This window comes from Cohnella ginsengisoli, assembly GCF_029525555.1.
Taxonomy (GTDB): Bacteria; Bacillota; Bacilli; order Paenibacillales; family Paenibacillaceae; genus Cohnella; species Cohnella ginsengisoli.
In genome coordinates this window covers 806,448-825,601 of the sequence record NZ_JAPDHZ010000004.1, presented here as the reverse complement: position 1 = coordinate 825,601, position 19,154 = coordinate 806,448, and the positions used below count along the sequence as shown (strand labels likewise).

The 19,154-nt window shown below is 60.8% G+C and carries 13 protein-coding genes and 4 pseudogenes; 2 read left to right on the top strand and 15 right to left on the bottom strand.

Annotated features, from left to right (window positions below; translation table 11 throughout):
• Positions 1-64: 64 nt before the first annotated feature.
• Positions 65-811 carry an RNA polymerase sigma factor gene (locus OMP38_RS24980; RefSeq protein WP_277567454.1) on the bottom strand — a complete coding sequence of 249 codons (747 nt, stop codon included), beginning with the start codon at positions 809-811 and terminating at the stop codon, positions 65-67.
• 186 nt (positions 812-997) lie between these two features.
• Between OMP38_RS24980 and clpP the strand changes: the two genes are divergently transcribed.
• Positions 998-1,585 (top strand): ATP-dependent Clp endopeptidase proteolytic subunit ClpP, encoded by a 588-nt coding sequence (clpP, locus tag OMP38_RS24975; protein ID WP_277567453.1) that lies wholly within the window; start codon positions 998-1,000, stop codon positions 1,583-1,585.
• Here clpP and OMP38_RS24970 read toward each other — a convergent pair.
• The 3 genes from OMP38_RS24970 to ymzB form a co-directional block, all read right to left on the bottom strand.
• Positions 1,566-1,886 carry a hypothetical protein gene (locus tag OMP38_RS24970; RefSeq protein ID WP_277567452.1) on the bottom strand — a complete coding sequence of 107 codons (321 nt, stop codon included), beginning with the start codon at positions 1,884-1,886 and terminating at the stop codon, positions 1,566-1,568. The two genes, clpP and OMP38_RS24970, sit on opposite strands and share 20 nt — an antisense overlap.
• A 13-nt stretch (positions 1,887-1,899) precedes the next feature.
• The gene (locus tag OMP38_RS24965; protein WP_277567451.1) at positions 1,900-2,142 is read right to left on the bottom strand and encodes a DUF1697 domain-containing protein; all 243 of its coding nucleotides are present in this window, start codon (positions 2,140-2,142) and stop codon (positions 1,900-1,902) included.
• Positions 2,143-2,459: 317 nt separating this feature from the next.
• On the bottom strand, positions 2,460-2,801 hold the full coding sequence (gene ymzB, locus OMP38_RS24960; protein WP_277567450.1) for a protein YmzB: 342 nt from the start codon (positions 2,799-2,801) through the stop codon (positions 2,460-2,462).
• A 770-nt stretch (positions 2,802-3,571) separates the two neighbouring features.
• Between ymzB and OMP38_RS24955 the strand changes: the two genes are divergently transcribed.
• Complete coding sequence (locus tag OMP38_RS24955; protein ID WP_277567449.1) at positions 3,572-3,700, top strand: hypothetical protein; 129 nt, start codon at positions 3,572-3,574, stop codon at positions 3,698-3,700.
• A 69-nt stretch (positions 3,701-3,769) separates the two neighbouring features.
• Here OMP38_RS24955 and OMP38_RS24950 read toward each other — a convergent pair whose 3' ends face one another.
• The 11 genes and pseudogenes from OMP38_RS24950 to OMP38_RS24905 all read right to left on the bottom strand — a co-directional run.
• Positions 3,770-5,020, bottom strand: a complete 1,251-nt coding sequence (locus tag OMP38_RS24950; protein WP_277567448.1) for a GAF domain-containing sensor histidine kinase — start codon at positions 5,018-5,020, stop codon at positions 3,770-3,772.
• A 69-nt stretch (positions 5,021-5,089) separates the two neighbouring features.
• Positions 5,090-5,794, bottom strand: a complete 705-nt coding sequence (locus tag OMP38_RS24945) for an Lhr family helicase (RefSeq protein WP_277567447.1) — start codon at positions 5,792-5,794, stop codon at positions 5,090-5,092.
• The gene (locus OMP38_RS24940) at positions 5,778-8,384 is read right to left on the bottom strand and encodes an Lhr family ATP-dependent helicase (RefSeq protein WP_277567655.1); all 2,607 of its coding nucleotides are present in this window, start codon (positions 8,382-8,384) and stop codon (positions 5,778-5,780) included. Before OMP38_RS24940 ends, OMP38_RS24945 begins: the two co-directional genes overlap by 17 nt.
• Positions 8,385-8,471: 87 nt before the next feature.
• A pseudogene (locus OMP38_RS24935) lies at positions 8,472-8,600 on the bottom strand (hypothetical protein); the annotation flags it as partial.
• A 379-nt stretch (positions 8,601-8,979) separates the two neighbouring features.
• Positions 8,980-9,468: pseudogene (locus OMP38_RS24930) on the bottom strand (DEAD/DEAH box helicase); the annotation flags it as partial.
• Between the two features lie 70 nt (positions 9,469-9,538).
• Entirely contained in the window at positions 9,539-11,455 is a 1,917-nt protein-coding gene (locus tag OMP38_RS35090; RefSeq protein WP_338130654.1) for an ATP-binding protein, read from the bottom strand.
• Between the two features lie 33 nt (positions 11,456-11,488).
• Positions 11,489-12,145: pseudogene (locus OMP38_RS35085) on the bottom strand (PAS domain S-box protein); the annotation flags it as partial.
• 204 nt (positions 12,146-12,349) lie between these two features.
• Positions 12,350-13,516, bottom strand: coding sequence for a glucosaminidase domain-containing protein (locus OMP38_RS24915; protein WP_277567446.1), 1,167 nt, complete (start codon positions 13,514-13,516; stop codon positions 12,350-12,352).
• Between the two features lie 352 nt (positions 13,517-13,868).
• Positions 13,869-14,231, bottom strand: a complete 363-nt coding sequence (locus tag OMP38_RS24910; protein ID WP_277567445.1) for a response regulator — start codon at positions 14,229-14,231, stop codon at positions 13,869-13,871.
• Positions 14,185-14,916 carry a hypothetical protein gene (locus tag OMP38_RS35080; RefSeq protein WP_338130653.1) on the bottom strand — a complete coding sequence of 244 codons (732 nt, stop codon included), beginning with the start codon at positions 14,914-14,916 and terminating at the stop codon, positions 14,185-14,187. The genes OMP38_RS24910 and OMP38_RS35080 overlap by 47 nt, the downstream gene beginning before the upstream one ends.
• A gap of 340 nt (positions 14,917-15,256) precedes the next feature.
• Positions 15,257-18,997 (bottom strand): annotated as a pseudogene (locus OMP38_RS24905) (HAMP domain-containing protein); the annotation flags it as partial.
• Positions 18,998-19,154: the final 157 nt, after the last annotated feature.

Here is a 19,154-nt window from a genome sequence, read left to right as displayed (position 1 = left end):
GGACATTTTTCACAAAAAAAAAGCCGGAACGCATTCGCACCCTTTGGGATGCGTGCATCCAGCTTCATTTCCTTGATGCTCCCCATTCGCTAAGCCGCTTGCGACAGCATTCCCGTCGAAAACAATGCTTCGGGCCGCCCCTCTCGACGGCTCCGTGGAACGGCGTGCGACACCGTGCCCTGCACGGGCAGTTGTCTCGCCTGCATGCGCGCCTCCCCCGTTGGCAAGCGCCACGAGCGTGCCGATGTCTCCCCCTCGCGTAAGCATCGGCCATCAGGTGCGCTTCGACCCGCTCGTTCTCGTCCGCGGGCAGCCCCGGCCCCTCTTCCCGCGAGAGCGCGCCCTGCACGAGCGCGAGCGACCTGCGCGCACGAACATGCGCGGCCTTGACGGCGCCTTCGGACGTGCCGAGCCGGGCCGCGGTCTCCTTGATCGAATAGCCGAGAACGTCGCGCAGCAAAAACACCGTTCGCTGCAGCTTCGGCAGAAACGCGTTCAGAGCGGCGAACACGGGCGCCAGCTCTATCGACAGCAGCGGACGATCGATCGTCGCCTCCTCCGGCAGCGTCTCTTGCAGCATTTTCGCCTTCCGCGCGTCGCGGCGCAAGCCGTCGATCCATGCATTCCTCGCGACGCGCAGGAGGAGCGCCTCCGGATTGGCATGGCCGCCGCCATCCCGCAACGCGGGCAGCGCGCGGCTCCAGCTCTCCTGCGCCAAGTCTTCAGCCGCTGGCTTGGAGCGAACGAGCGACAGGCTGTACCTTCCGACGCTGGCGGACAACCGTTCTACGTCTAAATCAGAATCGATCATGCGAACTTCCTCCTCTCGCGAAGTCAACGTTGGGCTTCCGATACAGACTCGCCCTTTTATACAAGTAAACGAACGCCTTTGCGAAAAAGATACGCGGTCAAAAATAATTTTCCTGCCGTATCCTTTCGCCGCCGACGGACGATTACCGATTCGAACGTCCACACCAACCGACGGGAGGAACCTCCAATGAACGGCTATATCCCCTACGTGATCGACCAGACGGCGCGCGGAGAGCGCTCTTACGACATTTACTCCAGGCTGCTAAAAGACCGAATCGTCTTCCTCGGCGCGGCGATCGACGACATGATGGCCAACTCCATCGTCGCGCAAATGCTGTTCCTGGCTGCGGAAGACCCGGAAAAGCCGATCAGCATGTACATCAACAGCCCCGGCGGATCGACGACGGCCGGCATGGCGATTTACGACACGATGCAGTTCATCCGGCCCGAGGTGCACACGATCTGTACCGGCATGGCCGCGTCGTTTGCCGCGATCCTGCTGCTGTCCGGCGAGAAAGGCAAGCGCTTCGCGCTGCCGAACAGCGAGATCATGATTCACCAGCCCCACGGCGGCGTGCAGGGCCAGGCGAGCGATATCGCCATCAGCGCGAAGCGAATCCTGCTCATCCGGGAAAGGCTGAACCGGATCACCGCCGATCGAACGGGGCAACCGCTCGAACGGGTGGAAAAGGACATGGACCGCGACACGTTCATGAGCGCCGAGGAAGCGGTCGCGTACGGCATCGTGGACCGCGTCATCGAGACGCAGCCCTGAGTCTGCGCGCTATATTTCCGTTTGCGCCGCCAGTTCGCCCAGCTTGTTCATCGTGTTCCAATTGCGGGAGGTGAGCGTGAGCTTCATCTTTTTGAAACAAGACCGCGAAGGCGGAATCCAAGATGCTCGGCGTGAGGAGCAAATAAATCGCGCGTTCCCCGATGACGCACTGTTCGCCCTCCGCGGACAGCTCGCCGATACGGGCCAGCTGCTCGTCATCCAGCGGCTTGTCCAGCAGATTCACGTACAGCTGAGTGGCGGCCGCGATTTGCGCTTCGGAGAACGGGCAGTCGCGCAGCAATCGCTGCAGCTCTTCATTCGTTCGCAGCAGAACCTTTGCCTTTTTTGACGCCGAATTCGTTTTGCAGCGTCGCCTCGATCATTTCGCGCAGCGCTTCTTCGGAGCGATCGGAGCGGAAGACGATATTGCCGCTCTGAATGTAAGTGCGCACGGCCTCGAGCCCAAGCCGCTCGCAAGCCGCCTTGAGCTCGGCCATTTTTATTTTATTGTTGCCGCCGACATTGATGCCGCGCAGAAGCGCGATATGGACCGTCATCTTCATTCCTCCAAGGCGCGAATTGCGACGCGGGACTAGTCATCCAGCGAGCGTGAGTATTCAGGACGCCCGATCTTGTCACGAATTCGTCGGTACCCTTAACGGGTAAGATTAAGTTACGATAAGGGTAACCAAATCCGGAGGTGTTGGCAATGGCCTATGTCATTATTCTGATCGTCTGCATGTTCGTAGGCGGCGGCGTCATCGTGTTCGGCGGCAAGAGCGCCATCGACGCAGGGGATTAAGCGCAGCCCCGTTTCCCGTCCTTTCATACGCAAAACGCCCGCGCCAATTCGGCAGCGGGCGTTTTTCATCGCTCAATCTCGAACCTTGATCGAATAGCGGGCGCGCTCCGTCACGAGCAAAGCCGCGCCTTCGGCCGTTTCAGTCAGGCTTAGTCCTTCGAGCGGAATCTCGAACGCATCGGACGGCAAGGGCTCTTCCCTGCCTTCCGTGACGACCGTCCCGCTGCCCATGAGCATCAGCGAGGCGCCGTTCGTATAGTCGTCAAGCGCCTCGCTCCGCTCTCCTCTGCGCTCGACGCGCTCGAGCCGGATTCTGACCTCGTCGAGGTCCCGATCCTCATGCTTGATTACGACCAGTTCCTTGTCCGTTTGCGATTCGAGCCATTGCGTGACATCTGCGATCGATGCGGGCATTCCAGCTCCTCCCTTCTTTCGCGGCGATTTGTGAGCGCCTATGCTGTCCCTTACCCTTAAGACGTCGCCTGCTACCCTGCCGCAGACGCCCATTTTTTAACCGGGCGGGTGTCCTTGGCGGCATTCGCGGAATAGGCTAACCCATCATGAAAACCAATGGAGGCTAGCGCCATGCACATCAATCCGCGAGGCTCGTTCGGTCAAGGCTTCGGTTATGGTTACGTTCAATCTTACAACGGCTTCGCTCCCGATTATTATGGATATCCGGGCCTCTCTTATTCCGAGAGCTATCCTTCCCGTCCTTATTACGCCGATTCGTATCAGCCAGGCACCCCTTACCCGGGCCTCGAACAGATGCCGATGCCCGTGCTCCCTCCTTCGCAGACCGGCCCAGACAGTTCGGCTCATCATGCGGGATTTCAGGCGCAGAGCCATCTCGGTCCGCTTGAAGCGGGCATGCACGCGCAAGGCTATTATGGCGGCGGATACGGAACCGGCGTTCATACGGGAGCCTACTTAGGCGGAGAGTACGGCCTTGGCCTTCAAGCGGGGGGCGGGATCGGCGGGGGGACATGGCATTCACGCGAACATCGGCGGCCAATTCGCCGGCGCGAACGGCGCGGGCATTCAGGCTGGCGCCCAAGTCGGCGGCGGCCAGGTCGCTTCGTTCCATGGCGGCGCCCAGCTCGGAGGCCCCTACGGCGCAGGCCTTCAGGCGAAAGCGCAATTGAACCCCCCATGCAGGCCTGGAAGCGAAGGCTGGCGGCCAAGTGGGAGGAAAATACGGCGTCGGACTGGAAGCCGGCGCGCATATGGGCCCGCAAGGCGCCGGCGTCCAGCTCGGCGGGCAGGCCGCGGGTCACGGCGCGGGCTTTAAGACCGGTATCAAGTGGGGGTAAAGCAAATCGGCGCGTGTGCGCCGGAAGCAGCAGCCCATGCGCGCAGGCGACCCGCGGTCGCCTGCGCGCTTAGACCGCGTTAGAAGCTTGGCGGTTCTGCTGGGTACGAAGCGGAACGGTGAGCGTGAAGCAAGACCCGCCCGGACCGGTGTTCGTCAACTCGATTGTCCCGCCCATCAGCTCGGCGTACTGGCGGCAGATCGACAATCCGAGGCCGATGCCTCCATAATTGCATCTAATCGATTTGTCGTGGACCTGGGAAAACGAGCGGAACAGCTGGTCCTTGCGCTCCGGCGAGATGCCCATCCCCGTGTCGCATACGCTGAAGGATAACCAGACCCTCCCGTCCTTGACAGGCCGGTCTTCCCGCTCGATCGACAACGACACTTCTCCGCGCTCGGTGAACTTTACCGCGTTGCTGACGAGATTAATGAGGACTTGCCTGATTTTCAGACCGTCCCCCTCATAATTGCCGAGCGCGTCGTCGTCGATGGACAGGCGGAGCCCGATACGCTTATTTCCGGCTTCGAACGCATGGATCTGCAGCGCCTGTTCCGCGCATTCAACGACGTTGAACGGTTCGGACTCCACGCTCATCCTTCCCGCCGCGATCTTGGAATGCTCCAATATCTGGTTCAGCATCGCCATTAGCCCTTCTCCGCAATCTTCGATGACGGTAACGTAATTCCGTTGCTCCTCGGTCAAATCCGTCGAACGCAGCAGATTGGCCATCCCTAATACTCCGTTCATCGGCGTGCGAATCTCGTGGCTCAGCACGGCGAGCAGGTTGTCCTTTTCTTCGAGCGCGCGCATCGCCTTCGCCTGGGCCTCCTTCAGCTGCTCGACGGAATCATCCAAGGCCAGCACGTCGGTGAAAAATTTGGACAAAGACAGCATGAGCTCGACATCGCGTTGTTCGAATAAATAAAAACGGTCGTCGAAAGCGCATAACGATCCGTATATCTGACCGTCGGGCGTCAATATGGGCACTCCTAAAAAGGAACAGCCGCCCACAAATTGCGTCGCGGGCATATCCTTGGTCAGCGGATGCGTCAGGTTGTTTTCGATGACGAGCGGTCCGCGGGCTTTCTCCGTGACCAACGCGCAATACGATTCCTCGTTGGCTACGACAAGCCCCTCCGTGAGAATGGTCTTGTCCCGGTTGAAAGCATTGAGGACGACGGTGGATACGCGATCCAAATTCGCGATGCAGAACGTATTGGCGGGAATAAATCGGCTGGCTGTTTGCATCACGTCCATGCCGGACTTGTATAGTTTATCCGAGATTTTATCGAGAACGTCGACATAATCGATTTTCATTCGTCCACCCCTTTCGATTGAGAAGCAGCATTCGGGCGGCGCATGGAATCCTTTACTTGCAATCTCGCGTCACGTTTTTAACCAAAGCACGAGCGATCGCATTTGCTTCTCCGCGCCATGGGATATCAGCGCGCGTCCCGCTTCCGTTTCGGCGGCGGCTTTGCCGTTCCATTCGTCCATTTTGAGCTTGACGAGCTTCTGCCGGCGAATGATCGTCTGGAACGCGGCTTGCAGCCGGTCCGCTTCTCCCCGCGCCTTCAGATCGCCGGCATCCGCTTCCAGGCTATAGACGCGCTTGCCGTTGTTTTCGACCCAATAGCGCCACTTTTCCCCGTCCAGCAGCAGAAAATTGCCGGGCTTGCGAGCGAAGGAAATGCCTTGGCCGCCGGATGGCCATTCCGCGATCAGCCCGAAGGGATTGGCCGGATCGGCGGCGGACAACACGGCCAGCTGGCCGTCGCCGCTGCCTGCCGGACGCTTGACCGCATCGCGGAAAGCCGGCGTAGCGAACTGCAAAGCTTCGAGACCGCGGATGAAGGCGCCTCGCGTCACCAGCCCCCAGTCCTCCAGCTGCCTCAGTACGCCTTGAAGGACGTCCCAAGGATAGGGCGACACCTTGGAGACGAGCTCCCGGTTCACCATCCCGTAAGTGTCGAGCAGGTGCTTGGTCCAGGCGAGCACCGGCGACTGTTGCGATTCGGAAGCGCTGCGGCCAGACGGAAGATCGTCGTCGATATCTTCGTCTTCGCTCGCGGATTCAAGCAAGCCGGACACGGCGTACCAGCGTCCAAGCCCCGAACCCGTCCGTCCTTGGAACTGACGCTTGGCCCCCCGCCTGGTCGGCGTGAAGCCGGAGCGGCGCGAATTGGTCGTTGGAGACGAGACCTTCCCAGGCCAGGTCGATGAGCGCGGGCAGCAGCTCCGACGGCCGCGTATCCGTCTCCCTGGAGAGCTTCGTAAGGAAGCTCGCCCCGCTCTCACGTATGAGCTTCGCCAGCTGCGGATGACGCGTCGTCGCTTCCCGCCGGCGCGCGGCTTCCGCATACGGTTCGTACAGCGCCTTGTCGTCAGCCAGGAAGAAGGCGATCTTGCCCTCTCGCTCCTCCTCCTCGCGACGGCCGATCCAGAGTACCTCGCCCGTCGCGCAGAGCAGGTCCAGGTCCTCCTTGCGATAGCCTTGCACGCGCGCGGGCAGAATCAGCGTCTCCCAGTGCGACAGCGGGAGGAAAAGGCCCTGGAGCTTGCCGATGGCCGCCAGCAAGCCTTCGCCGCCCTGCATTTGCGAACCGGGCAAAGCATGCTGGAGCAGCGCGATCTGGCTGCACCAGCGGATCGCGTCCGCCGGCTCGGCCTGGGATCGGGCGTGCCGAACCGACCAGCGGACGAGCTTGGAGGCGACCTGCACGCTCGTCCACAGCCGTTCGTCCTCGCCGGAGGCGTGCGGCGCGCGCTGGATCAGTTCGCGTTCGAGCAGCAGCCGCACGGCATCGGCGGCTCCGGGCAGGTCCAGCAGCGGATACCGCTCGACGAGATCCGCTTCGGTGAAGGACATCCGCTGGTCCGCGTAGCGCCCCAGGATAAAAAGGACCGAAGCCGGATCCTGCGGGAATCGCGCGTACAGCTCCGCTTCATCGGATACGAAGTAGCGCGGCTCCTCGTCGCCAGGCATGCGGATCGCGACGGCGGCACCGCTCTCTTCCAGCCCGCTCAGCCAGGACAGGCTGCGTTCGCCGGCGGCTTTGACGATCTCGCCGGCCGTGAGATCGCCTCTGTTCTTGAGCAGCGAGACGAGGTCGGCCGGGCCTTCGGGCTCGCGCGACGGCGACGACAGGCTCGCTTGCATTTGCGCCATCGCTTCTTCGGATACGGCCGGGCCGGCATCTGCCCCGCCGAACAGTTCGCGGGCCAGCTCGTGGTTGATCTGCAAGATTTGGCGCCGCGTCGATTCGTCCAGGCCGTCCCCTTCGTAGATCCGCATGTTCACGTAATCGGCCATGAACTGGGAGGCGAGCGGCGAAGGATACGGCGTTTCGCGGACGACGATCTCGATACGCCCTTCTTCAACGGCCTCCAGCATGCGGCGCAGATCGCCGAAGCTGAGGTACTCGTGAAGCGCCTCGCGCATCGCTTCGCCGAGATAAGGGAATTGCGCGCCGTAGGGAAGCGCCTTGCGCAGCAGCTCCTCGCTGCGCAGCCGCTTTTGCCACATCGGCGTACGCGTGAAGCTGCGGGCAAGGAGAAGCGACGTTTCCGCGATTTTGCGGAAGGCGACCGCGAGCAGCGGCGAGCCGGTCACCGCCTCCGACAGCAGCGTCTCGACGTTCGCCGTCGATACCTGGCTCAAGATTCGCATCCAGGAGGCATCCCACTCCGGCAGCACGATCTCGATGCCGTTATCCTTGGCGTTGCCGTAAAGCCGGTAGGGCATGAGCAGCTCGAATTGCCGCTGAAGCGCGAGCAGCCAGGCGCGGTTCACGCTGGTCCCGAAAAAATTGTGGATGACCATATGCGTTTGGTTCATGACGTCGCGGTAGTGTTCGACGACGATACGTGCATCGGTCGGCACGGCGCTTGCGCGGCGTTGGGCGCGCACATGGCCGATCAGCGATTCGGAAGCAGCCGCGTCCATGCCGAACTCGCCGCGCAGCCATGTCGCGACCTCGTCATCGTACGCTCGCTCCCGCGCCGCATTCGCGCCGTTCGCGCCATCTGCGCCGTCCGCTTCTTCGTCGAGGCCGAGACGCCCGGCGATTTCCCGCCAGAACGCGCCGATTTTCTGTCCGAGTTCATAAGATCGCCCGCCCGCTTCATTGCGCCAGAAAGGCACCTCGCTGAACCGGTTGGCCGCTTCGGCGACATAGACGCGGTCGTTTTTGATCTCGCGGATCATCCACGAGCCCGCGCCGAGCTGGAAGACGTCGCCCACGCGGCTCTCTTGGATGAACTCCTCGTCGAGCTCGCCCAGATGCGCCCTGCTATCCATATGATGCACCGGATACCCGCCGCTTTGCGGAATCGTGCCCGCTCCGCGCACGGCGGCCGCACGACCGACTGCCCTGGCCGTCAAAAGGTCCGAGCGCGCGTCCCAATCGAGCAGCGGCTTGAAAAAAGGATAAAATCCGGACAGCACCTTCAGCATTTCCCTGAAGCGCCGCTCGTCGTATCCCCGGTAGCTGTCGCTTCGCCGAACGAGGCGAAGCAAGTCGTCCGCGCGCCAATCGTCCATCGACACGATGGCCACCGCCTGCTGCGACAGCACGTCCATCGGTCCGTACGGAATCTCGATATCTTCGATCTCGCGCCGAGAGACGAGCCGGCTTAGCACGGCCGCCTCGGGCAGCAGCGCCTTGGCGCGGACGATCATCAGCCCCCGGCTCTCTTCGCCCACGGCATGCCCCGCGCGGCCGATCCGCTGAATGCCGCGGTCTGCGGCGAGCGGCGTATCGATCTGGATGACGAGATCGATGTGGCCGATATCGATGCCCAGCTCGAGCGAAGACGTCGCGACGATGCATCTTAGCTCCCCCGCTCTTGAGCAGCCGCTCGGCTTCGAGCCTTCGCTCCCGTGCCAGGCTGCCATGATGAGAGCGCGCCATCTCGTAGCCGACATGGTCGTTCAGCCGGAGCGTCAGCCGCTCCGAGAGCCGTCTGCTGTTCACGAATAAGAGGACGGAACGGCTGTCCGCCATGGCCTCCATGATCCGGTCGAGCAGCGGCTTCCAGACGGCCTCCCTTCCAGCCGAAGGAGCCGTCGGCTCGGGCATGGTCACCTTGACGCTTAGGCGCTTCGTCATGCCGCTCTCTACGATCGCCACAGGCCGAGGCTGCATCGCCTCCGCAGCTTCCTCCCGTGCCGGCTCCTCCCATCCGCCCAGAAACCTTGCGACGCGGGACAGCGGCTTTTGCGTCGCGGATACGCCGATCCGCTGGACGGGATGCGCGCATAGCGCCGACAGCCGTTCCAGCGAGAGCGACAGATGCGAGCCGCGCTTGTCCGCGGCAAGGTCGTGGATCTCGTCAACGATGACTTGCTCGACGGTCGCCAGCATGTCCCTGCCTTTGAGGGAAGTCAGCAGCAAATAGAACGATTCCGGCGTCGTTACCAGCAAATCCGGCGGCCGGCGAAGCATGGCAGCCCGCTTCGCCGGCGTCGTATCCCCGGTCCGCACCTCGCTCCGGATGCCCGGCCAATGCTCGCCCCGCTCCGAAGCCCATGCGTCGAGCTGCCGGGCGAAGTCCGTCACGTGATGATGAATATCGTTATTCAGCGCCTTCAACGGCGTAATGTACAACGTGCGAACGGCAGGCTGCCGCTTGCCTGCGGTATCGCTTCTCGCGATGCGGTCGAGGCAGGGCAGCAGCGCCGCCAGCGTCTTGCCGGACCCGGTCGGCGCGGCGATCAACGTATGCTGTCCTTCGGCGATCGAAGACCAGGCTTTTACCTGCACGTCGGTCGGCTCCCCGAACGTCGAAGCGAACCAGGCGGACAGTACGGGGTGGAAAGGCAGCTTGCTGTCCTCAGTCAACGCAATCGCTTCTTTCTTGTTTCATGATCATCTTCCGAAAAATCTGCCGATCATTTCCTTGACCAGGCTCGTATAAATCGGCTTGCTCATATACTCGTCCATGCCCGCGGCCATGAACCGCTCCCGGTCCCCCCTTAAGCGCGTTCGCCGTCACCGCCACGATGACCGGGCACGTCTCCGCGGGCAGGCGTTCCCGGATCATCCGCGTCGCTTCGATGCCGTCGACCCCGGGCATTTGCACGTCCATGAAGATCAGGTCGAACGCATCGCGCGTCGCCGCTTCGACCGCTTCGATGCCATGCGCGGCGATGAGGACGCGATGACCCAGCTTCTCCAAAATTTTAAGCATGACGAGCTGATTGATCTTGTTATCCTCCGCGACGAGGATCCGCAGCGGACGCGCAACGTCAGCTTCCTGTGCCGCGCTCGCCGGCTGGACCGCCGAATCGTCGGACGCATCGGCGGGATCGAGCGCGACCGTGAACGAAAACGCCGCGCCCTGCGCCACGCTCTGCTCGAGCCAAATGTCGCCGCCCATCAGAACGGCCAGCTTTTTGCAGATCGCGAGGCCCAGGCCCGTCCCTTCCGTTTCCTTCGTGAACTGGTTGGCGATCTGATAGAACGGCTGAAAAAGCTTGAACGACTTTTCCTTCGGAATGCCGATCCCCGTATCCTTCACCGTGAATTTGAGCCCGATCTTGCCTCGCTCGGCTTCGCACCGGACGACTGTCACGTACACGCCGCCGGCCGTCGTAAATTTGACCGCGTTGCTGAGGAGATTCATTAATACTTGCTTCAATCGGCTCGCGTCGCCGACGGCAAGCTTCGGTACGCCGGGATCGACCGATACTTCGGTCTGGAGGCCCTTGTCTCTCGCCTTGGCCGAGACGACGTCGAGCGATTCAAAGACGCAGGCGCGTATATCGAACGTTTCCATCGTGAGCTCCGTTTTCCCCGAGTCGATCTTGGAAAAGTCCAGGATCTCGCCGATGATGGCCAGCAGCGTCTCTCCGCTCTTGCGGACGACGTTCAGATAGCTCCGCTGCGTCTCCGACAAGTTGTCGCCGTCGAGCAGCAGGTCCGTCATGCCGATAATGCCGTTCATCGGCGTACGGATCTCGTGGCTCATCATCGCGAGAAACTCGCTTTTCGCTTTGTTCGTCGACTCGGCGCTTTCCTTTTCGATGAGCAGCTTTTTCTGTTCGGTGATATCCTTAATGATCAAATAATAGCCGACGTTTTCGCCGCGAATAATGATGGGCGCCAGCGTCGTCAGCACCTCGCGCGTGCTGCCGTCCTTATGCGTGATTTTGTCGTTATGGCGAATCTCCGCCTCCGAGGCGTCGACGTTGCCGCGATGCGGAACGAATCGCTTCCAGCCCGTGAACGTGGCGATCGGATAACCGATCATCTCGCTCACCGTATAGCCGGTCAGCTCCTGGGCGACCTGGTTGGCATTGATGACGCGTCCCTCCAAGTCGATGGACACGACGGCATCGTGATTGTACTTCTTAAGCGACGTATAGCGTTCGACGCTTTCCTGCAGCTTAAGCTCGACGAGCTTGCGGTCGGTGATGTCCTGCACGGTGCCGACCAGACCAACCGCCTCGCCTTGATCGGAATAGACGGCCGTCCCGCGGATATAGACGTATTTGACCGAAGCGTCTTTCATGGTCAAGCGCGTTTCGAAGCTGAGTTCTCCCCCGTTCGCGGCTTCGTTCGCAAGCTCCGCAAAGGCTTGGCGATCCTCGGCGGCGACCAGACTCGGCAAGGTCAGCTCATCGCCCGCCGCGCGCTCGGCGGCATTTTCGTAAATACGGGTTAAATTCGATGAGTGGCAGAAACGTCCGCTCTCCGCCCCCCATTCCCAGCTGCCGATCGCCGCGATTCGTTCGGCTTCCGCGGACATGCTTTCGTGCTTTTTGCGTGCGGTGACCTCGCGTCCGACGAACAGCTTGAACGCCTTTCCGGCTTTATCCTGAATCCGTTTGACGCCGGCTTCGAACCAAAGCGTTTTGCCGTCCTTGCGCTTGAGCCGATATTCCTTCAGCGCGTAATCCTGTGGGCATTGGAGCTCGTAGCGCTTCAGATCCTGCTCGTCGAAAAGCATGCGCTCGTGCAATCCGACGAGTTCGCCCTGCCGATAGCCGAGCAGCACGTATGCATTGGGCGCCGCTTCGACGATTCGGCCTTCAAGGTCGCATATGTAATAGAGATCGATGATATTTTCTCCGATGATACGCTGTCGTTCCCGAAGCGTCTCCAGCTCTTCTTCGGTGCGCCTTCTATCCTCCGTCTCGTAAAATTGCCATAGCGTAAACGGTCCCTCCCCTTCGTCCGCTATGATTCTCGATGCCGACGCGTCGAACCTCACCAGCTTGCCGCCGCTGTCTATAAGCGTTACGCTGCTCACGGCGCCCGCATGCAAATCGTCCGCATCCGATCGGTCTTCACCCTCCCGTTCGGCCGAATCGAAGAGCGCTTCCAACGGGATGCCGACCAAAGCGGATTCGGCGTATCCCAGCATGCTGGCCAGCGCTTCGTTTACCGCGACCCACCTGCCGGTCGCATCCGCGATTCCGATGCCGTGAAGCGATAATTGAAACCATTGTTCCCCCCGTGCCGAGCAAGGACTGCGGCAAGCCTGACATCGCGTTTACCCCTTTCGCATGTCCGCCGATCTGTTTCAAGTCTACACGGACTGTCTATACCCCTAACGGGCCATGTTAAAACAACATGAAGAAAAGGAAAAAGACTGTCGAATATTCGACAGTCTCCATGCTAATGCAAGTATAACCCAAGTTTACAGTTTACGGTAATCGCTTTTCATGATTCCCTTGACTTTCCCGGCCCAGCTTGAACTCGCCGGACAGTATTTGGACGCGACCTTGTCGATGGTCGTGAACCCTTTGTCCACGTATTTATCCGCCAGCAACTGCCCGAATTTGCGCACCGAATCCGCCTTTGTCTTGAAACTGAACGCTTTATTGTTCGCGTCTCCCGATGTCGCGTTCAACCCGAACAAATTATTTTTGGTGCGGGACAGCTTGCTCTTGCCGTTGCCGCTCTCGAGCTTCATGACCGCAATCGTGAACAAGGCGTTGATGCCATACTCGTCTTCGATCTCCAGGACGACATCCTCGATGCCGTGGCCTGCGAGGGCCGTTCCACTGAACAGCTTGGCGATATGCTCCTCCGTCAAGCCGGAATCCGATCGCACCCGATTCGTTGGACTTGACGGATCAGAAGGGGCTTGTTTAACGCCGTCCGGTTCTGCCGCGACAGCTCCCTTCGGCTCAACCTGCCGCTCTTTCGCGGAGGTCGCAGTTTCCGTCTGCGGAACCGGAAGGCCGTCACCGGGGGTACGACCGACCGCTTCGTCGGGATCGATCAACGATGCGTACCCGCCGTGTACATACCCGCCATCGTTCAGGCGAAGCCAGCCTTTCTCCGTGACCGCCGCTACTTCAAGGCGCGTGCCGCGCTCAACGACGCGCAGTACTTTGGAGCCGTTGTAGGGATTGGCCCGCACGTTTAAATAATAAGCCGTAACTTCGTATATCGAAACGGACGGCGCGCGCGGGGTCTTTTTCTGCGCATCCGTGCCTTCTTTTTCGTCGTTGTCGGCGAGCGTCCCGGCTTTGTTCGTCCCGAGCTCTTCGTCGAGCGTGAATTTAAGCGGCTTTTTTCGGTTGTCTTCGGGAATTTCATTGGGATTGACGGAGGAAGGGCCGTTCAGGTAGGACAAATTTATCGCGGCCGGAAGCGGTACGATAGGCGAAGTTTCCGGTTGAAGCGGAGCTGCCGGCTCGCGCTGCGTCTCGGACGCGAGCGAGGACGGCTGCGAGATCGGGGCGGCGACGGCGAGCGGAGCGCGATCCTGCATGGCTGCGAGCGAGGTCAGGCCAAGCGTTGCAAACAACGTCGCGACGATCAGTACGACAAGGGGGGAACCGCTTCTTATCTCCACGCATAACTGCACCTCTCTTCTTTTGATGAAGGACGAGCGAATCGTGAATATAGGATAGATTGTACAGACGGCCCCCCTGAAAAACATGTCAATTCGTCAACGAATATTTAGATTTCCTTTGTCGACGGAGCGTGCGAAAACGCGTCTTCTCCCTTTCCATGCGTTGCCATTCAACGGATTGTTGCACGTATCCGGTCCCGGTGGCGGGTCGTGTCGTCTGCTGCTGCGCCTTCGCCGGCTTCAGAACGCAAAAAAAACAGGAACGCCTCCCTTCATCGGTCCGATGATTCGGGATGCGTTCCTGCTTCTATCGAGCGAGAAATACATTCAATAAAAATCCGTCATGCGCAGCCTAGCTGTCGTCTCCGCGGTCCAGCCAGCTCCGCATCATCGCCAGCAGCTGCGCGCTGTTGACGGGCTTGGTGATATAGTCGGAGGCGCCCGCTTCTATGCACAGCTCCCTGTCGCCCTTCATGGCCTTGGCCGTGAGCGCGATGATCGGAAGCTCCGCGAACGCCGGGTTCGCGCGGATCGCTCGGGTCGTCTCGTAGCCGTCCATGACCGGCATCATGATGTCCATAAGCACGATACTGACGTCCGGCGTCCGCTCGAGGATATCGATCGCCGCCTGTCCGTTCTCCGCCGGGAGCACGGTCATCTGGTGTCGTTCAAGAATCGTCGTCAAGGCGAAAATGTTGCGCACGTCGTCGTCCACGACGAGCACCTTGCGCGACTGAATCGCCTCGTCGGACTGGTAGATCCGCTCGAGCGCTTCCCCTTGAACCCGCCGGCAGCTCGTCCGATCTCCGATGGAGGAACAGCGTCGTCTCGTCCATCAACTGAACGGCCGAGCGCGCCTCCTTTACGACGGAGGTCTTCAAAATTTCTTCCCATTCCTCGTGTTCTTCGCCGCTCAGCTTGATGCCGCCTTCCACGACGATCGGTATGCGTCTGCCAGCCGACTTCTTCTGGATCTCCCGCAGGAACTTGGGCATCGGCATATCGGTCAGGTCGCCTTCCGTGACGACGCAGTCGAACGGCTTCACGCCGATCTGGTTCAGCGCTTTGCGCGTCGTGTCGACCGCCGTGATCTTGAGCGTGCCGCCCGCGAGCGAATCGACGATCTGCTTCCGCCGTTCGGGCGACTTCACGACGGCGAGCAGTTGCCGGTCCCCGCGGGAGGCGAACGCGTTCAGGCTCTCGAGCGCCAGATCGAGCTCGTCGTTGGTGACGGGCTTGCACAGGTAATCGTACACGCCTTTGCGCAGCAGCTCGGTCTTGTCCTCGTCGACGGTAATGACGCAGACCGGAATGTGGCGGACCGACATATCGTTTTTCAAATGCTCCAGCACGAGCCAGCCGTCCGTATCCCCGAGGTGAAGGTCGAGCGTGATCGCCATCGGGTTGTACTTTTTTGGCCAACTCTAGCGCTTGAAGGCCTTTGGACGTGACCACCGTCTTGATGCCCTTGCGGCTGAGCGCGTCCTGTACGATCTCGCAGAACTTCAAGTCGTCCTCGACGATCAGAAAGACCGGATCGCCCGGCTCGATGTCGTCGCGGTCGTCCTGCAGCTCCTCACCCTGCGACGGCGGCGTCAGCCGGATGCGCTTCGGCGGGGAAACGTCGATGACCTCGGGCATGTGACGTGCCTTCGGCTCCGACGGAACGTCCCATGCGTCGATCGGCAGGTACAGGTTAAACACGCTGCCGCTGCCCGGCTCGCTGAAGAGGGTGATCTCCCCTCCGAGCATCTCCGCGATCTCGGTCGAGATCGTGAGGCCAAGCCCGGTGCCGCCGTATACCCGGTTCGTACTGCCGTCCGCCTGTTGGAACGCCTCGAATATGATCTGCTGCTTGTCCTTCGGGATGCCGATGCCCGTGTCGCTCACCGTAAAGCAAAGCACGGACGCCGCGCGGTTCAGGCGCTCCGCGCTCGGGCTCCAGCCTTCCGTCGCCTTGCGGATACGGAGCATGATCTCTCCTTTCTCGGTAAATTTGAATGCGTTGGAGAGCAAGTTTTTCAAAATCTGCTGCAGCCGCTTCGGATCGCTGACGATGCTCGTCGGCACCTCGGGTTCGACCTTGATGCGGAATGCGAGCAGGCGCTCGTCCACCATATGGCGGAAGGACCGGTCGAGCCCGTCCGTCAGCTCCCTGACGTTCAGCTCGCTGTACTCCGCCGACACGGTGCCCGACTCGATCTTCGACAAATCCAAGATATCGTTGATCAGATTAAGCAGCTCATGGCCGGAATCCTGAATCGTCTTGGCGAACTTGACCTGATGATCGGCGAGATTGCCGTCCAGATTGTCCGCGAGCTGTTCGGCGAGCAGCAACAGCGAATTGAGCGGCGTGCGGAGCTCGTGCGACATGTTGGCTAGAAACTCGGACTTGTAACGCGACGTGAGCGCCAACTGCTCGGCTTTTTCCTCGAGGAATCGTCTCGCGACCTCGACCTCGTTGTTCTTGCTCTCGACCTCTGCCTTTTGGATGACGAGCAGCTTGGCTTTGTCCTCCAGCTCTTCGTTCGTGTTCTGCAGTTCAAGCTGCTGCTTCTGCAGCTCCTCGGTGAGCGACTGGGACTGGATGAGCAGCTCCTCGGTACGCCGGTTCGCCTGCATCGTGTTGATGACGATCCCGATCGAATCCGTCAGCTGGTCGAGCAGCGCCATATCGATCTCGCTGAACGATCTGAACGAAGCGAGCTCCAGGACGGCGAGCACTTGGTCTTCGAAAATAATCGGCAGCAGCACGATGTTGAGCGGCGACGCTTCCCCGAGCGCGGAGGTGATCACCACGTAATCGCCGGGCACATTGGTCAACAGGATGCGCTGCTTCTCGATCAGGCATTGACCGACCAGCCCCTCGCCCGCGCGGAATTCGTTCGACAAATGCTTGCGGTTGTGAAACGCATAGCTTGCGAACAGCTTGAGCACGGATTGTCCGTTCACGACGTCGTTCATATAGAAGACGCCATGCTGCATCGAGACGAGCGGCGCGAGCTCCGAGAGGATCATGCGGCAGACGGCGTACAAATCCCTCTGTCCCTGCATGAGACGGGAGATCTTCGCAAGATTCGTCTTCAGCCAGTCCTGCTCGGTGTTGATCCGGGTCGTCTCCTTCAGATTCCGGATCATCTCGTTAATGTTGTCCTTCAGTGTCTCGACTTCGCCGGCGGCGGCCACGTCGATCGTACGCGACAGGTCTCCGTTCGTCACCGCGGTTGCGACGTTCGTGATCGCGCGTACTTGCGTCGTGAGCGTGCTCGCCATGTAATTGACGTTGTCGGTCAGGTCGCGCCAAGTGCCTGCGGCGCCCGGCACGCTCGCCTGTCCGCCGAGCTTCCCTTCCGCGCCGACCTCCCTGGACACGGTCGTGACCTGGTCGGCGAAGATCGCCAGCGTATCGGTCATGTTGTTGATCGTCTCGGTCAGCTCCGCGATCTCGCCCTTGGCGTCGACGGTCAGCTTCAGCCTCAGGTTGCCGTTCGCGACCGCCGTCACGACCTTGGCGATCCCGCGCACCTGGTCGGTCAGGTTGGCGGCCATGATATTAACGTTGTCGGTCAGGTCCTTCCAGATGCCTCCGACGCCGCGAACCTGCGCCTGGCCGCCGAGCTTGCCGTCCGTGCCGACCTCGCGCGCCACCCGCGTAACTTCGGACGCGAACGAATTGAGCTGGTCCACCATCGTATTGATCGTGTTTTTCAGCTCGAGCAGCTCGCCTTTGACGTCTACGGTGATCTTCTTGGACAGGTCGCCGTTCGCGACCGCCGTCGTGACGCCCGCGATATTGCGCATCTGGATCGTAAGGTTGCTCGCCATGTAGTTAACCGTATCGGTCAGGTCCTTCCACATGCCGGAGACGTCCTTGACGTCCGCCTGTACGCCCAGCTTGCCCTCGGTGCCGACTTCGCGGGCGACGCGGGTGACTTCGGAGGCGAAGTTGCCGAGCTGGTCCACCATCGTATTCATCGTGTTTTTCAGCTCGAGGATCTCGCCCTTGACGTCGACCGTGATCTTCTTGGACAGGTCGCCCCGCGCGACGGCGGTCGTGACGTCCGCGATGTTGCGCACTTGGTCGGTCAGATTGCGGGCCATGTTGTTGACGCTCTCGGTCAAGTCCTTCCAGGTGCCGCCGACGCCCTTAACCTGCGCCTGGCCGCCGAGCTTGCCGTCCGTGCCGACCTCGCGCGCCACGCGCGTAACCTCGGATGCGAACGTTGACAGCTGATCCACCATCGTATTGATCGTGTTTTTCAGCTCGAGGATCTCGCCTTGAACGTCGGCCGTGATTTTTTTGGATAGGTCGCCGTTCGCGACCGCCGTCGTGACGACGGCGATATTGCGCACCTGGTCGGTCAGGTTGGAAGCCATGTCGTTAACCGATTCGGTCAGGTCGCGCCAAGTGCCGGCCACGCCTTTAACCTGGGCTTGACCGCCGAGCATCCCTTCGGTGCCGACCTCGCGCGCCACGCGCGTAACTTCGGACGCGAACGTCGACAGCTGATCGACCATCGTGTTGATCGTATTTTTGAGTTCCAGGATTTCGCCTTTCGCATTGACGGTGATCTGTTTGGTCAGGTCGCCCTTGGCGACCGCCGTCGTCACTTCCGCGATGTTGCGCACCTGGTCGGTGAGCGTGCCGGCCATGAAGTTAACGCTGTCGGTCAAGTCCTTCCAGGTGCCGGAGACGTCCTTGACGTCCGCCTGACCGCCGAGGATGCCGTCGTTCGATACTTCGCGCGCGACGCGCGTGACTTCGGACGCGAAGTTGCCGAGCTGATCCACCATCGTGTTGATCGTGCTCTTCAGCTCCAGAATCTCGCCCTTCGCGTCGACGGTAATCTTCTTCGACAGGTCGCCCTTGGCGACCGCCGTCGTGACCTCGGCGATGTTGCGCACCTGATTGGTCAAGTTCGAAGCCATGTAGTTAACGCTCTCGGTCAGGTCGCGCCAGGTGCCGGCGACGCCGCTGACCTCCGCTTGTCCGCCGAGGATGCCCTCCGTGCCGACCTCGCGCGCCATCCGCGTGACTTCCGACGCGAACGTCGACAGCTGGCCGACCATCGTGTTGATCGTGACCTTCAGCTCCAGAATCTCGCCTTGAACGTCCATCGTGATTTGCTTGGACAAGTCGCCGTTCGCGACCGCGGTCGTGACGACCGCGATGTTGCGCACCTGGTTGGTCAAATTCGAAGCCATGTAGTTAACGCTCTCCGTCAGGTCGCGCCAGGTGCCCGATACGCCCTTGACGTCGGCCTGCCCGCCGAGCTTGCCTTCAGTGCCGACCTCGCGCGCCACGCGCGTAACCTCGGACGAGAACATCGACAGCTGATCGACCATCGTGTTGATCGTGTTTTTCAGCTCCAGAATCTCGCCCTTGGCGTTAACCGTAATCTGCTTGGACAGGTCGCCTTTGGCGACCGCGGTCGTCACGGCTGCGATGTTGCGCACCTGGTCGGTCAGATTGCTCGCCATGTTGTTGACGCTCTCGGTCAGGTCCTTCCAGGTACCGGAGACGCCCTTGACGTCCGCTTGCCCGCCGAGTTTGCCCTCCGTGCCGACCTCGCGGGCCACGCGCGTGACCTCGGACGAGAACATCGACAGCTGATCGACCATCGTATTGATATTGGCT

Bases quoted from the DNA above. Each gene is read 5' to 3' on its own strand.
- OMP38_RS24980 (WP_277567454.1), bottom strand. From the start codon at position 811: ATGATCGATTCTGATTTAGACGTAGAACGGTTGTCCGCCAGCGTCGGA.
- clpP (WP_277567453.1), top strand. From the start codon at position 998: ATGAACGGCTATATCCCCTACGTGATCGACCAGACGGCGCGCGGAGAG.
- OMP38_RS24965 (WP_277567451.1), bottom strand. From the start codon at position 2,142: ATGACGGTCCATATCGCGCTTCTGCGCGGCATCAATGTCGGCGGCAAC.
- ymzB (WP_277567450.1), bottom strand. From the start codon at position 2,801: ATGCCCGCATCGATCGCAGATGTCACGCAATGGCTCGAATCGCAAACG.
- OMP38_RS24950 (WP_277567448.1), bottom strand. From the start codon at position 5,020: ATGAAAATCGATTATGTCGACGTTCTCGATAAAATCTCGGATAAACTA.
- OMP38_RS24940 (WP_277567655.1), bottom strand. From the start codon at position 8,384: ATGATCGTCCGCGCCAAGGCGCTGCTGCCCGAGGCGGCCGTGCTAAGC.
- OMP38_RS35090 (WP_338130654.1), bottom strand. From the start codon at position 11,455: ATGTCCGCGGAAGCCGAACGAATCGCGGCGATCGGCAGCTGGGAATGG.
- OMP38_RS35080 (WP_338130653.1), bottom strand. From the start codon at position 14,916: ATGGCGATCACGCTCGACCTTCACCTCGGGGATACGGACGGCTGGCTC.